The 13,855-nt window shown below is 64.9% G+C and carries 13 protein-coding genes, 1 tRNA gene and 1 pseudogene; 7 read left to right on the top strand and 8 right to left on the bottom strand.

Features of this window, described 5'->3' with window-relative positions; all coding sequences use genetic code 11:
- Window positions 1-316: 316 nt before the first annotated feature.
- Together GQ56_RS0130180 and GQ56_RS46730 are read left to right on the top strand one after the other, a co-directional pair.
- A pseudogene (locus GQ56_RS0130180) lies at window positions 317-712 on the top strand (transposase); the annotation flags it as partial.
- A 201-nt stretch (window positions 713-913) separates the two neighbouring features.
- Window positions 914-1,165, top strand: a complete 252-nt coding sequence (locus GQ56_RS46730; protein ID WP_075123059.1) for a hypothetical protein — start codon at window positions 914-916, stop codon at window positions 1,163-1,165.
- A gap of 198 nt (window positions 1,166-1,363) precedes the next feature.
- On the opposite strand, the gene GQ56_RS0130175 is transcribed toward GQ56_RS46730, so the two are convergent.
- Window positions 1,364-1,681, bottom strand: coding sequence for a hypothetical protein (locus tag GQ56_RS0130175; protein ID WP_031402200.1), 318 nt, complete (start codon window positions 1,679-1,681; stop codon window positions 1,364-1,366).
- A 157-nt stretch (window positions 1,682-1,838) separates the two neighbouring features.
- Here GQ56_RS0130175 and GQ56_RS0130170 point away from each other — a divergent pair, with 157 nt between their 5' ends.
- From GQ56_RS0130170 to GQ56_RS0130160, 3 genes are all read left to right on the top strand, one after another.
- Window positions 1,839-2,555, top strand: coding sequence for a YdcF family protein (locus tag GQ56_RS0130170; RefSeq protein WP_031402199.1), 717 nt, complete (start codon window positions 1,839-1,841; stop codon window positions 2,553-2,555).
- Window positions 2,556-2,776: 221 nt separating this feature from the next.
- Window positions 2,777-3,055: a hypothetical protein gene (locus GQ56_RS0130165; RefSeq protein ID WP_031402198.1), complete on the top strand. Its 279-nt coding sequence runs from the start codon at window positions 2,777-2,779 to the stop codon at window positions 3,053-3,055.
- A 136-nt stretch (window positions 3,056-3,191) separates the two neighbouring features.
- Window positions 3,192-3,449 (top strand): hypothetical protein, encoded by a 258-nt coding sequence (locus GQ56_RS0130160; RefSeq protein ID WP_021162409.1) that lies wholly within the window; start codon window positions 3,192-3,194, stop codon window positions 3,447-3,449.
- 39 nt (window positions 3,450-3,488) lie between these two features.
- Here GQ56_RS0130160 and GQ56_RS0130155 read toward each other — a convergent pair whose 3' ends face one another.
- The 4 genes from GQ56_RS0130155 to GQ56_RS0130140 form a co-directional block, all read right to left on the bottom strand.
- Entirely contained in the window at window positions 3,489-3,779 is a 291-nt protein-coding gene (locus GQ56_RS0130155) for a putative quinol monooxygenase (RefSeq protein WP_031402197.1), read from the bottom strand.
- Between the two features lie 525 nt (window positions 3,780-4,304).
- Window positions 4,305-5,513 (bottom strand): outer membrane protein assembly factor BamC, encoded by a 1,209-nt coding sequence (gene bamC, locus GQ56_RS0130150; RefSeq protein ID WP_031402196.1) that lies wholly within the window; start codon window positions 5,511-5,513, stop codon window positions 4,305-4,307.
- 141 nt (window positions 5,514-5,654) lie between these two features.
- Window positions 5,655-5,731, bottom strand: a tRNA-Pro gene (locus GQ56_RS0130145).
- A 126-nt stretch (window positions 5,732-5,857) separates the two neighbouring features.
- Window positions 5,858-6,571: a class I SAM-dependent methyltransferase gene (locus GQ56_RS0130140; RefSeq protein ID WP_031402195.1), complete on the bottom strand. Its 714-nt coding sequence runs from the start codon at window positions 6,569-6,571 to the stop codon at window positions 5,858-5,860.
- A gap of 408 nt (window positions 6,572-6,979) precedes the next feature.
- Between GQ56_RS0130140 and GQ56_RS0130135 the strand changes: the two genes are divergently transcribed.
- Window positions 6,980-7,780, top strand: a complete 801-nt coding sequence (locus GQ56_RS0130135) for a tyrosine-protein phosphatase (RefSeq protein WP_265183122.1) — start codon at window positions 6,980-6,982, stop codon at window positions 7,778-7,780.
- 347 nt (window positions 7,781-8,127) lie between these two features.
- Window positions 8,128-10,338, top strand: a complete 2,211-nt coding sequence (locus GQ56_RS0130130; RefSeq protein WP_031402193.1) for a hypothetical protein — start codon at window positions 8,128-8,130, stop codon at window positions 10,336-10,338.
- Between the two features lie 71 nt (window positions 10,339-10,409).
- Here the strand turns inward: GQ56_RS0130130 and GQ56_RS0130125 are convergent, their stop codons facing one another.
- The 3 genes from GQ56_RS0130125 to pheT all read right to left on the bottom strand — a co-directional run bounded on the left by GQ56_RS0130125 (window position 10,410) and on the right by pheT (window position 13,773).
- Window positions 10,410-10,823, bottom strand: a complete 414-nt coding sequence (locus tag GQ56_RS0130125; protein WP_031402192.1) for a MerR family transcriptional regulator — start codon at window positions 10,821-10,823, stop codon at window positions 10,410-10,412.
- A gap of 61 nt (window positions 10,824-10,884) precedes the next feature.
- Window positions 10,885-11,271: an integration host factor subunit alpha gene (locus GQ56_RS0130120; RefSeq protein WP_006486093.1), complete on the bottom strand. Its 387-nt coding sequence runs from the start codon at window positions 11,269-11,271 to the stop codon at window positions 10,885-10,887.
- A 72-nt stretch (window positions 11,272-11,343) separates the two neighbouring features.
- The gene (gene pheT / locus GQ56_RS0130115; protein ID WP_031402191.1) at window positions 11,344-13,773 is read right to left on the bottom strand and encodes a phenylalanine--tRNA ligase subunit beta; all 2,430 of its coding nucleotides are present in this window, start codon (window positions 13,771-13,773) and stop codon (window positions 11,344-11,346) included.
- Between the last annotated feature and the right edge of the window lie 82 nt (window positions 13,774-13,855).

The following is a 13,855-nucleotide window of genomic DNA, read 5'->3' as shown; positions in this document are numbered from 1 at the left end:
AACGCACGCGGGTCGGGCGAACTGCACAAGATTGGTGATTGTCCCGATTTGCTGGCGGGTTATTTTGGCGTCTTATACGCCCCTAGCTGACTTAGCCGTTAGCTCGCTGCCAAGCGGCTCTCGAGGGATTTACCTCCGACATGGCACGCTTCGTGCATTACCTGGCGCACAGGGCACAGGTTTCGTCGGACGGAAGAGCAAAAGCACCGCTGCCGGCCAACCGGACGCCCCCACCCGGCACTCGACGATCGAGTGCTTGAAGAGTGCGCGGCGCAGGGCAGCGCACCGGAGTTAGCTTCGCTGAGGTGAGGACATGATGCTGTTCGACGATTTGAGAGATAACGAGTGGGCGCTGGTCGAGGGTCTGTTTTGCTCGGAACCCGCACGGAGTGAGCGGCGCGGCCGCCCCCGCGTGGAGGCCCGCTCGGTGGTGAACGCCGTGCTGTGGGTGCTGTCGACGGGCGAAGGCTGGTCGAAACTGCCGGGTCGCTATCCTTCGCCGCCGACTTGCCGCCGTCGCTTCGACGAATGGCAGGCGGACGGCACGCTCGCCGAAATCGTGAAGCGACTCGGCACGAGCGGCCGGCAAATCTCGCTGCGCGGGCGCATCGGCGCAAGCGCCGCCAAACCGCCGGCACCGCCGAGCCGCGACCGCCTGCGCGGCGCCTTCTGGACCAATCCGGAATCCTGGCGCGCGCCCGTGAAGATGGCGTGACGAATGCTCGATCGGGCGGCTTCGGCCGCCCGGTTTCTTTCCGCGACGCAACCCCATCGCCGTGCGTGCGTTGCAATCGGTTACCGCCGTCGTCCCGCGATACATCTATTTACCAATATTTACAGCAAGCCTGCACTCCCGCGCTTACCTTAGCGACATAGCAACAGGCCGCGTCGACGGCTTGAAGGGAGCCCCGCCATGAAACCAATGTCACTGCTCGTTGCATGCGGCATTGTCATTTCCGTGGCCCTATCCGTCGCAGCGCACGCCGACGATCGCACGAAACCGCCCCATCGCCAGCAGGATCACCGCAACACCCTCCGGCAGCCCTCGCCCGCCAACCCGCCCGCTCGGCAAACCGTGCCGAGGGGCGACCTGCGCGGCGACATCGCCAGCAACGCGCGCGCACGCAACGGCTCGCAGCCGTCCGACGCACCGCGTCATCCGTAGTCCTGCCGATCTCAGGGATTCGCCAAAGAAAATGCCCGCCGTCGGGAACTGCGCTGCATGCAACGAGTCACATCATTGCCATGAGCACAGCGTGGCAACAGCAAAAGTATCCGGTACGCCCGTATCCTCGCGATACGGGCTTTTTTTTGGCGGCGCATCGCCTTCCCGGGCAGCGATGCGCGGCAGGATGATCCTCCGCTACAGGCGGCTTTCGAGAATCGCCACGGCACCCGCTTCGCTCAATGCGTAGTCGTCCATGCGGCGATCGGTCCAGGATAGTAATTTCTCGGCGCGCTCGAGGCGCGAGAATTCGGCGCGACCGCTGTCGGTCAGCACGGCGATGTCGACCGGGGCATGAAAACCCGGTGCGGGAGCGACGGTTTTCTGCCTGACCGTGCCCATCAACCCGAGTGAACGGAGATACTCGAACACGCCCGGGCGGCGCGCCCACGGTACCTGGCGGTACTGCACTCGTCTCAATGCGTCGAGCACCGCTTCGTTGGAATACGTGGCCATCTCGATTCTTTCTTAAAGTGCAGCGACAATGCGAAGCGGCGCGCCGGGCGGGGGCTCCGCCCGCCGATACCGCCACCGATTCTGGAAGCCGACATTCGGCGTCGCGTCAGGGCCGGATCGTCAGCCGTCCATAAAAAGATACCTTACCCCAATCAAATTGATTCTGTTCGATTCATTTGTACTTCTCTTCATCTGTTTCATGCTCTGCCGCAAGCTGCGACGAGGGATCTCGATCGCCGCCGCCGCGCTGTTCTGGCTGCTCGCGACCGGCTGGCTGACCGCACCGCTGGTCGCCTGGACCGAGGCGGGTGTCGTGCCGGTCGAGCATCCGGACATGCACGGGCACACCACCCTGATCCTCATCGGCGCCGGAACGCGCCCCACCGACACCGGACTGCGGCCGCCACCCGACGGAATCGCGCGCATCCACACGGTCGCGGCGCTCTATCGCACGTGCCGACAGCAGGCAGAGCGCTGCACCGTGGTGATGTCGGGCGGCGACCCGCAGCACCACGGCGAAACCGAGGCCGCCGTGTACGGGCGCCAGCTCGTCGCAGAAGGCGTCGCCCCCGCGGACCTCGTGCTCGAGCCGGACAGCCGTACAACCTACGAAAACGCGAAATTCACTGCGTCTATACTACGCTCACAGTATGACGACGCGCGCATTCTCGTCACGTCGTCGTACCAGATGCGCCGCGCGCTGCTCGATTTCCGCCGCTTCGGCATCGATCCGCAGCCCGTTTATGCGAATCGCCGCCGCGCGCAGACAGGCTGGCTGCCGCGCTGGCGTAATGTGGCCACCGCCGAGCAGGCGCTGCACGAACTGGTCGGCATCGCGCAATTCCACGTCTACCGCCGGCTTGGATGGTTCTGACGGCCGCGCGGCAACCGTTGCGGAAATGACGGTGACGCCCAGGATGGCAGACGCATGACGAAGTGCCCGAAGTGTTGCGCGACTTCAACGGGGCCTTGCATCGTGCTGCGATCCGATTCACATTGATCCGTCACTTTTGTTACACTCGACACGCACTCGTTTGCAGTCGCCAGACAAATCGGCAACATTCGGGTTCATCACCACTTAGCGGAGGTAAAGCAATGAAGAAGACGTCCCTGGCTATCCTGGTAGCGATGTCGGCGCTGACTGGCGCAGCGTATGCGCAAGAGAGCACGGAAATCAAGACGATCACCGATCCGGCCCAGATCTCCGAAATCGAGCAGCGCGCAGCAGCGCTGCAGCAGCAGCAAGCGGCCGAGGCCGCTCAGCCGGCGATGCACGAAGAGCATCACCACGGCAAGAAGGCTGCGCATCACAAGGCAGCAGCAAAGAAGGCCGGCAAGAAGGCTGCCAAGGCCGAAGACGCTGCCAGCCAGTAAGTTCGGCGGCACCGTACAAGCAAAAAGCCGAATCCGGGTAACCGGGTTCGGCTTTTTTGGTTGCGGTGCCCGTGCGCTGTGCTAAAGTCGCGCACCGAAATTTTCCACCCGTGCGCACCCCGGTGCGGAGGACAGCATGAGCAACATTCAACTCGACATCGAGTGGACCGAAGCCGCCACTCGCCAGATCAAGCAACTGATGCCTCGCGGCTCGGCCGACGCGTTCCTCGCGCTGCCGCCGATCGAGTGCCTGCCGATGGAAGGCGACGTGCTTTTCCTCGGCCCGCAAGGCAAGCAGCAACCGTTCATCGTCGCCGAGCGCCAGTATCATCACGACGGCGACGCCGACTGGACGATCATCCTGATCCTCGACGTACCCAACACGTCGCACTGACGCACCGGCGACCGGATACGTCCGGTCGCCGCAGCCGGCTCAGACGAGTTTCGACAGCACGCGGACTTCGGAACGCTCGATCCAGTCCGCGGCCGCTTCCCGATAAGCGAGAATGTGCGCGGAACGCGCATGGGCGGCAAGCGCCTCCTCGCTCTCCCAGCGCTCGACGAAGACGAACCGCGCGGGCTCCTTCAGGTCCCGGTGCAGGTCGTACTGCAATGCACCAGCCTCGCCCCGGGTCGGCTCGACGATCGCTTCGAGCCGGGCACGCAACTTCTCCTCGGCGCCCGGTTTCGCCACGATCAGCGCCACGACTGCAATTTCCGCCACTCCCGCCCCCTTCATCTCAAAACGTCCAAGAATACGCGAATCGGGTATCGGCCGCGCCAACGTGTTCCAACTCGTACCCCAAAAAAAATAGCCCGCGCTTCGAAGAAGCGCGGGCGAAACCGTCGCCCTACGAGGATAGGCGACGGGGCCATCGAGATCCGCACACCCGCGCGGATCGTCATCAGTTGCGCCGGCGCCTGTCGCACCGGCATTTGAAGGCGTCGATACCGTTGATCGGGCGCTCGAAGCGCACCCCCGATATCTGACGCCATCCTCCCTGTTCCAACTATTCGATCATATAAAGCAGATTGCGTGCCAGACATGAGCAGGCAGTCACATCATTGATTTATAAGGATATTTTCTCGAACGCCGGCAATATGACAGGCGTTCTGCCGCCGTAACGCGTGGATGTTACGTAACGTCGCAAGGAGGGGCGGAACCCTTCGCCCGCCGGTGCGCGGACGAGCGGCAAAGAAAAAGCCCGCCGAATGGCGGGCTTTTCACTGGCACGGAGAACCGACGGGATCAGCGGAGCTGATTCACGAGCAGCCCCATGATCTGGCGAGCAGCCGACGACGTGTCGAGCGCGCCCGCGTCATCGACGACCGCGACGCGCGTCTGGTCAGCCGTCAGCGCCTTCACGTTGACGCGATACTGCTTCGCCTGCTTTTCCTTCTTGCCATGGAACAGTTGGCTCCAGAAGCCCTGCTCGGCCGAAGTCAAATCCTTCGGGTCGACATAGCGCACGAAATACAGGCCCTTCGAACGATCGCGATCGTCGACCGTGAAGTTCGCGCGATCGAGCGCGAGGCCGACGTGCAGCCACGAGCGGTCGTACGGCTCGCCCAGCGTGACTTCGGACGGTACGGCCGCGGCGGCCGCATCGTTGCCCTGCGCCGACGTGCGCGTGACGTTCTGCGCGGCAATCGCGGCCTTCGACGACGCATCGGCATCGGCGTCGGCCTTCTTCTCCTTCGGGACCGTGTTGTCCTTGATGTTCGCGATCGGCGGCTCGCCGTTCCTCGCACGCTGCTCGTTCTGTGCGAGCACGGCCATCAGCCGCTTCAGATATTCGGTCTCGAGCGCCGGATCGTTCGGCTTCGGCTCCCACTTGCTCGAATCGTTGTTTGCGCCCGTGATCGCCTCGCGCATCCCCTTCTGGCTGATGAACACGTAGGTGCCGCCGTTGGGCGCCGTATCGAGACGCGTGCGGTACTTGTTGCGCTCGGCCGTCACGTACGAGTTGCCCATCGCCTTCGAGATCACGCCGCGGATCAGGCCGTCGTTGATCTGCGGATGGGTTTCGTTCCAGTCGGTCTCCATCACGCCCTTGTCGCGCTGGTCGACGACGAGCAGGAAGCCCTGCTCCTGCCAGAAGCGGCGGACCTGCGGCCAGATGTCGGACGGCTGCTTGCCGTCGATCACGAGCCAACTCTCCGTGCCGTCGCGCTGGATGTGCATGCCGGACACGGCCGGAGCGACGGTGTCCAGGGCCGGTGCGACCTGCTGGACCTGCTGGAGCGCAGACAGGGAGGTCGCGCCGCCCTGCGGCGGCAGCGAACGCTGATCGGCCGTCTCGTCCAGCATGTTGGGCGGCACTGCGAGCGACGCTTCCTTCGATTTCGAATCGCTCTTGTAGTCCACTTTCGTGGGCGACGACGTACCGCAACCGGCGACGAGCGCGCCGGCGGCGAGCACTGCAGCGAACCGCATGGTAAGACGAAGATCAGTCATGTTCGGGGAATCCTCTTCCGCTAAATCACGGCGCTTTCCGTGGATCAACCGTGCATTTTACCGGGGCTGCGCCACGATGTGCAAAAAAGCGACCGGCAAGAAAAAACCCGCGCCAGCCTGTGCTGACGCGGGTTCTTTGTCTGGTCGGGGCGAGAGGATTTGAACCTCCGACCACCTGCACCCCATGCAGGTACGCTACCAGGCTGCGCTACGCCCCGAAGCAAAAAATTATAACAGACAGTTTTCCAATTTAGAACGGGTCAAATGCATTTTGTCGAAATTCTTGTGAAATTTTTTGACGCAACGGCACCGTTGCAAGCGGCGGCATGCGTACCGCCCCGCGCTCACCGCTTGCGCGCGACACAGATGATCGTCAGGCCTGCGGCGCGGTTGAACCGGAACATCGGCAATTCGACCCGACAGATCGTCTTGAGCAAACCGTTGACGAACGGATGGTGCCGCCGCAATTGCGACACCGGCTCGCGCGGATGCCGGCGGGCCCGTTCACCCAGCCGCAATGCAGCCGCAAGCGGAAACGTGAGGCCGAAGTAATAGGCGCCGCGTTCGACGTCGAGCCCTGCGCGGCGAACCACCGCCTCGAGACCGCCGAGCGTATACCTGCGCTTGTGCTCGAGAAAATCGTCATGGCCGCTCCAGAGAAACTGGAACGCGGGCACCGTGATCAGAAACCGGCTGCCCGAAGGCGCGCCCGCCACATACTGCGCCAGCAGCCCGACGTCGTCGTCGACGTGCTCGAGCACGTCCATCAGCAACACGAGATCGGCGTCGACCCGTTCAACGGAACGCCGGAAATGGATCGGCTTGCCCGCCGCCTCGCCATCGGTATCGTCGGCGTAGCTCGTATCGACGCACCACGCTTCCGACGCCCGCGTGCGCTCGAGCAAATGTTTCGAAAAGAAGCCCGAGCCCGCACCGACGTCGAGTATGCGGCTCGCACCTGCCGTGCCCAGGAACCGGCGAATCGCGCTCGCCTTCGACGCGTAGTACCAGTGATCGCCTACCCCCGCACCCAATACGTCGACTTCCTTCAGATCCATGACGCTTCCCCGTGATGGCGATTCTGCTTTGATCGGGACAGCCACCTGTACCGATCTTACCGCGCCGCCGCCGCTCCTACTCATCGGCCACGCGCCGCCGGCACCGGCAACCCGCATTCCGCCCTGATCGAAAGGGACGATGGCCGCATTGCCGCAAATCGCTACCGTGCGGGTACCCGGCCCGAGAACGACGCATCCGGGCGAACCGTTCGACTGAACGTCGACCGATGGACCGCCCCGGCCTTGCCGCATCGCGCATGACACCGAGGGGGCGTTCGGTCGCTACCGCAGTCGCGACATCTTGCAGCCGTCTCCGGCGAAGGGCATCGAATGCATCGGAAATATGAAATCTCCCGTCGACATTTTCTCCGGCCGGGCGCCGGAACGATAGGCGCGGCACTGGGAAGCGTGCCGCTTCTGCCGGCGTGCGGAGGCGACACGATCGCGGTCGCACCGGTCACGACACCGCGGCTGAACTCGGCATCGAACTTTCGCGACACGGCCGGACCCGACGGAACCGGCTATACGATGACCGGCAGCGCGAAGATGAGGAAAAGCGTGCTCTATCGGTCGTCGGCGCTTGCGCTGTCGGCCGACGATTTCGCCGCCGTCGGCGCGCTCGGCATCAAGCAGGTCTGCGACCTGCGCACACCCGCCGAAATCAAGACCCAGTCGGACACACCGCTGCCCGGCGCGACCTGGCAAAACCTCAACGTGCTCGGCGCCGCCAGTATCGATCCGATCCCGACCACCGGCCCGACCGCAACCGCGTTCATGCTGAACATGTACCGCGCGTTCGTCGCATCGAACAACGCGTGTGCCGGCTATCACGCACGCCTCATCGGCTTCGCCGCCTCGGACGGAAACCTGGTTTTCCACTGTACGGCCGGCAAGGACCGCACCGGATGGGCGACCGTCATTCTGCACACGATCCTCAGCCTCTCCCCGCAGACGATACTCGCCGACTACCTGCTGACCAACACCTATAGCGCAGCGACAATTGGCGCCTCGGTCGCCCAGGCGCAGAAAGCCGGCGGACAAAACGCCACAGACATGATGACCGCGCCGCAAGGCGCGCGTGCCGACAATCTGCAGGCGGCATTCGATCAGGTGACTGCATCGTACGGCTCGATGACGTCGTACATCGCGAACGGCCTGCAACTCGACCTCGCGACGCTGAACGTCATCCGGCAGCGCATGCTGGTCTGATCGGCGGCGGGCGGCCGCGACGAGGCGGAAACGCACCCGCCCCGGTTCGTCCCGGCCGCCGCGTCGCGAACCCGGCGCAATCCGCATCGGCCAAGCCCGGCAGCGCGCTTGTCCCGCCGCCGTAGAAGCCCTCTCCGCCCACCGCCCCCACGAACCAAACGACCGTTTGATCCGGCGGCCCGATCACCCCGAATCCGTTGTCCCGCAGCCCGCCGGCGCGTCCGGCCCGGGCGCTCGTTGTTTGGTAACGCGGCTCTAGCGCGCTATGACACACTGCTGCGCATCGACGCTCGCGCCGTGCCGCGGTGCGCGCCGCCGTCGATCACGACAAGACATGGAGACAGACGATGCGGAATGCGGTCCGGCGCGGCCATCGCTCGCCTTTGGCAATTCTCGACTGGATGTCCGGCCTGCGTCGCGCGGCCGCTCCGGTTTCGCACGGGACATCGCGCGCGCTCGGGTGCGGCGCGCTGGCACTCGCACTGCTCTGCACCGGTTGCGCGGAATCGTCGGCGCAGCGTGACGGCGGCACGTCGGCCGCATCGACGAAGATCGAGCGAACCAAAGCCGAACGCCTCGCCCGCGAGCAGCAGATCGCGCGCACCGTGCCGTCGCTCGCATCGCTCAGTCTCACGCAACCGCGCCCGTTCACGCTGCGCGACTCGGGCCAGAACGGCGCGATGACATTCCTGCGCGACGTCGATTTCCGCATCGTCAACAATCTCGGCTTCTTCGTCCATCGATTGTCGGCGACGCTCGTGCCGTCGCAGGCCGGCGCGCCGATCGTGTTCGACGATCCGACGAGCTTCGAGATCGACGTGCATGAAGGCACGGTCACGCTCGACAACGCGAAGCTGACGGCCCTCTTCAATACCTACATCTTCGGCTACCGCAACGCCCCGCTGCGCAAGCTCGCCGTGTCGGCCGGCGACGGCGTGATTCACCTGCAGGGCGAGATGCAGCGCGACGGCTGGGTGCCGTTCTCGCTGACCGGCACCCTCGCGATCCGCGACGGCAGCCAGCTCGTGTTCCATCCGACCGGCGTGCGCGTATCGGGCATCAACGCACAGCCGGTGATGCGCGCGGCCAACGTGAAGATGGCCGACCTGCTGAAGGTGCAGACGCCGATCGCGCAGCTCGCCGGCGACGATCTCGTGATGGCGGTCGACAAGCTGATGCCGCCGCCGCGCCTGAAGCTCACGATCACCGCGCTGCGCGTGAGCCCGGCCGGCCTCGACCTGACGCTCGACGACGGGACGCATGCGGGCTTCGCGATGCCCGCGAACGCGCCGCAGCAAGCGATGTACATACGCGGCGGCGACGTGAAGTTCATGCGCTCGATGCCGATGAACGCGGACATCCTGATCGGCCCGGTCGATCCGGCGAAGCGCGACCAGACTTTCGTGTTCGACCTGTATCACTATCGCGACCAGGTGTCGGCCGGGTACTTCAATTTCGACGAAAACGGCGCGATGGCCATCCGGATGCCTTCGTATGCCGGCCCGGCCAGCGGCGCCCTGCTCGGCAACGCGGCCGCGCGCCTGAACGACAGCTTTCTTGCCGCGCAGCAGAGCACGCTGCGCGACGTGCGACAGCACTGGGAAGCCTACGCACTCGCAGCGGACACCGCGCGACCGGGCATGCAGAAGGTCGCGATGCGACGCTCGTCGACGACGCCGTTCAACGAACGGCACGTGTCGAACCGCAACCCGACGATCCACTTGCGCAACGTCGATTTCAACCTGTCGGGCGACATCGGCTTCCATGTCGAGGACCTCGACGTCGAACTCGTGTCCAGGCGGCCCGGCGAACCCGTCGATCTCGACGATCCGAACCAGTACGACATTCGCATCCTGGGCGGCACGGTCGTCGAATCGTGGAAGGCGATGTCCGCGCTCTTCAACAACTATCTGCTCGACTACTCGCCGCGTTCGCTGAACAACCTGCAACTGAGCGCGGACGGCACGGACCTGCGCGTCCAGGGCGGCATCAAGCTGTGGAACCACGTGCCCGGCGTCTGGCTGCCGACCGACATGAAGGGCTCGCTCTCCGTGCTCGACGACCGGCACCTCGCGTTCAAGCCTTCGCAGGTGTCGGTGCTCGGCGTTCCGCAGGCCAAGCTGCTGCGCTCGCTCGGCATCGAACTCGCTTCGCTGACGCCGTTGCAGCGTCGCGGCGCGGCGCTGCGCGGCGACACGCTCGTGCTCGACCAGTACACCGTGTTCCCGCCGCCGGTGCTGGACGGCAAGCTGGGACAGGCAACGGTCGAACGCGACGGGCTGCGCCTCACGTTCCGGCGTGTGGCCGGCGCCCCCGCGCCACAGCGGCCGCAGATCGATGCGTCGAGCTACATGTGGATGGAAGGCGGCGACATGAAGATGTTCAACGTGCTCGAACTGAACGTACGCGCGCTGATCCGGAATTCGGCCGAAGCCGGCCCGATGCGTTTCGACCTGTACGGCTACCGCAGCCAGGTCGCGCAAGGCTCGGTGCGGATGCTGCCGGACGGCACGCTGGTCGTCGACATGGGGCAGAAGAATCCGCTCGCGTCGCGTTGACGACGTGTGCCCCCCATGAAAAAAGCCCGGTGACGTGTCGCCAACCGGGCTTGTCCTTTCATCCTTCTCGCTCAATCGTGCTTCAATCCGTCGATCACGTCGAGCAGCGCCTGCCGCAATGCAATGACGTCGACGGTTGCGCCCGGCTTGACCGGCGCCCGCGCGTCGGCGGCGTGCACCTCCGGTTCGGCGGGCGCCACCGGAGCCCGCTCGCCGCCCGGCGAATCGAGCCGGTTGCGTGCACCGTTGATCGTGAAGCCCTGCTCGTACAGCAATTCGCGAATCCGCCGGATCAGCAGCACTTCGTGATGCTGGTAATACCGGCGATTGCCGCGCCGCTTCACCGGCCGCAACTGGGTAAATTCCTGTTCCCAATAACGCAGCACATGCGGCTTGACCCCGCACAGTTCGCTGACTTCACCGATCGTGAAGTAGCGCTTCGCGGGAATCGGAGGCAAGACGACTTTCTCAACCGTGGTGGTCATCGTCGGTTAACCGTCGGTAAAGGGTGCGCGGCGGCCGCGCGGGACGTCAGTGCGCGGCGATTTACTCCGCGCCGTTTTCGACCAGCGCCTTCAGCTTCTGGCTCGCGTGGAAGGTTACCACCCGGCGAGCCGCGATCGGAATCGCCTCGCCCGTCTTCGGATTGCGGCCCGGACGCTGCGGCTTGTCGCGCAACTGGAAATTGCCGAATCCCGACAACTTGACGCTTTCGCCGTTCTCGAGCGCGTCGCGGATCACTTCGAAAAATGCCTCGACCATGTCCTTCGCTTCACGCTTGTTCAGCCCGACGCTGTCGAACAGCAGCTCCGCCAGCTCCGCCTTCGTGAGCGTGGGCGTCTCGGTGGACGCCGGCGCCGAAGCGTCGCGGTTCATGGCGCTGCGTTGCGCCGTCAGGAGGGCTTCGAATTCACTCGAGGTCATGTCGTTCATATCTGCCATACAGCGCGTTAAATCAAAACTTACGATCGGAGCAAGCCGCCCGCGTGCGGGCGGCCCCTCTCCTTAGCCGCGCAGGCGCGCACCGGCACGAGCCATCCGCTCGACCAGCGTCTGGATCGCCTGATCGACGACCTCGTCCTGTAACGTGCCAGCCGCGTCCTGCAGCGTCACGCGGAAGGCAAGGCTCTTCTCGTGCGCGGCAAGACCACCGGAAGTATTTGATTTTGCACGAAATTCGTCGAAGAGTACAACCTTCTGAACGAATCGGCAGGCCTCTTCGGCAAGCGCCTTCTTCATTTCGTCGAAAAGTGCCTGAACCTCGACCGCCTGATCGACGACAACGGCGATATCGCGACGGACCGGCGGGAATTTCGACACGTCGGACGGCGCGGGCAGCGCACGGGCCATCAACGCGTCCGTGTCGATTTCGAACATCACGGGCGCATGCGGCAGCTCGTACTTCTGCATCAGGCGCGGGTGCAGTTCGCCGATCCAGCCGACCGCGCGGCCGTCGACCTCGATGCGCGCGCTGCGGCCCGGATGAAGGGCCGGATGCTCTGCCTTCACGAAGCGTGCGGACGCAGGGGCAAGCAGCGCCTCGAGATCGCCCTTCACGTCGAAGAAATCGACCGGACGGGTCGCCACGCCCCATTGCTCATCGACCGCGGGGCCGTACGCCAGCGCGCCGACACGCTTCGGCTGCGCATGACCTTCGACCGCCAGTTCGCCGGCCTTCACCGCCGGATCGGCGAGGAACACGCGGCCCGATTCGAACACGCGAACACGATCGGCGCGGCGATTCAGGTTATGGCGCAGCACGGCAACCAGGCTCCCGAACAGCGTCGTGCGCATGACCGAAAGCTGGCTCGCGATCGGGTTCAACAGCCGGATCGGGTTGTCGTTGCCTGCGAAATCGCGCTCCCACTCCGCATCGACGAAGCTGAAGTTGACGGTTTCCGCGTAGTCGCGCGCGGCGAGCGCATGACGGATGTCGTGGATCGAGCGCCGCGTCTCGTCGGTCGCACGCATTTCGCTCGTCGCGACCGGCGGGCGGGCCGGAATCTTCTCGAAACCGTAAATCCGCGCCACTTCCTCGATCAGGTCTTCCTCGATCTCGATATCGAAGCGGTGCGACGGCGGCGTGACGAGGAACGCGTCGTCCTCACGCTCGAACGGCAGGCCGAGGCGCGTGAAGATGCTGGCGATCTCGTCGGCGCCGATCTGCACGCCGATGATGCGGTTCGCGCGCGACACGCGCATCTTCACCGGCGCCCGCTGCGGCAGGTTCACGGACTGATCGTCGACCGGGCCGGCCTTGCCGCCGCAAATCTCGAGAATCAGTTGCGTGATGCGCTCGACGTGCTCGACGGTCGTCGCGTAATCGACGCCGCGCTCGAAGCGGTGCGCCGCATCGGTCGAGAAGTTGTACTTGCGCGCACGGCCGCGGATGCTGTCCGGCCACCAGAACGCGGCTTCCAGGTAGATATGGGTCGTGTCGAGCGTGACGGCGGTGCTGTCGCCGCCCATGATGCCGGCCAGGCTTTCGACCTGGGCGTCGTCCGAAATCACGCCGACCGTTTCGTCGAGCTCGACCGTGTTGCCGTTGAGCAGCTTCAGCGATTCGCCGCGCTTGCCCCAGCGCACCTCGATACCGCCGTGGATCTTGTCGAGATCGAACACGTGCGACGGGCGGCCGAGTTCGAACATCACGTAGTTCGAGATGTCGACGAGTGCCGACACGCTGCGCTGGCCCGAACGCTCGAGGCGCTCGACCATCCACTGCGGGGTCTTCGCACGCGCGTTCACGCCGCGGATCACACGGCCCGAGAAACGGCCGCACAGATCGGGCGCCGCGATGCGCACCGGCAGCGTTTCCTCGAGCTCGACGGGCACCGGGCGGATGTCGACCGGCGTCAGCGGCGCGCCGGTGATCGCGGCCGTCTCGCGCGCGATGCCGAATACGGACAGGCAGTCGGCCTTGTTCGGCGTCAGCTTGACTTCGAAGATCGTGTCGTCGAGATTGAGCGTCTCGCGAATATCCTGGCCGACCGGCGTGTCGTCCGGCAGGATCAGCAGGCCGCTGTGGTCTTCCGACAGCTTCAGCTCGCGCGCCGAGCACAGCATCCCCTGGCTCTCGACGCCGCGCAGCTTCGACAGCTTGATCGCGAACGGCTTGCCGCCTTCTTCCGCCGGCGGCAACTCCGCGCCGACCAGCGCGACCGGCACCTTGATGCCGGGCGCGACGTTCGGTGCGCCGCAGACGATATTCAACGTCGCGCCGGTGCCGGCGTCGACCTGGCAGACATTGAGCTTGTCCGCATCCGGATGCTTGACGACTTCGAGCACGCGGCCGACGACGATCTTCGACGTCGGCGGCGCAGCCTTGCTCAGCGATTCGACTTCGAGCCCCGCCATCGTCAGCGCATGCGACAGTTCGTCGGTCGTCAGCTGCGGGTCGACAAAGGTTCTCAACCAGGATTCAGGGAATTGCATGGATGTCTACGTTCGAAACAGGTTAGATCGACGCCCGGGCCCCATCGGATCGTCCGTCGGGGCATGCGCGGGCACAGGTCGG

This window comes from Burkholderia paludis (assembly GCF_000732615.1).
GTDB lineage: Bacteria > Pseudomonadota > Gammaproteobacteria > Burkholderiales > Burkholderiaceae > Burkholderia > Burkholderia paludis.
The sequence above is the reverse complement of the archived record's forward strand: the minus strand, read 5'-3'. Positions and strand labels throughout refer to the sequence as shown.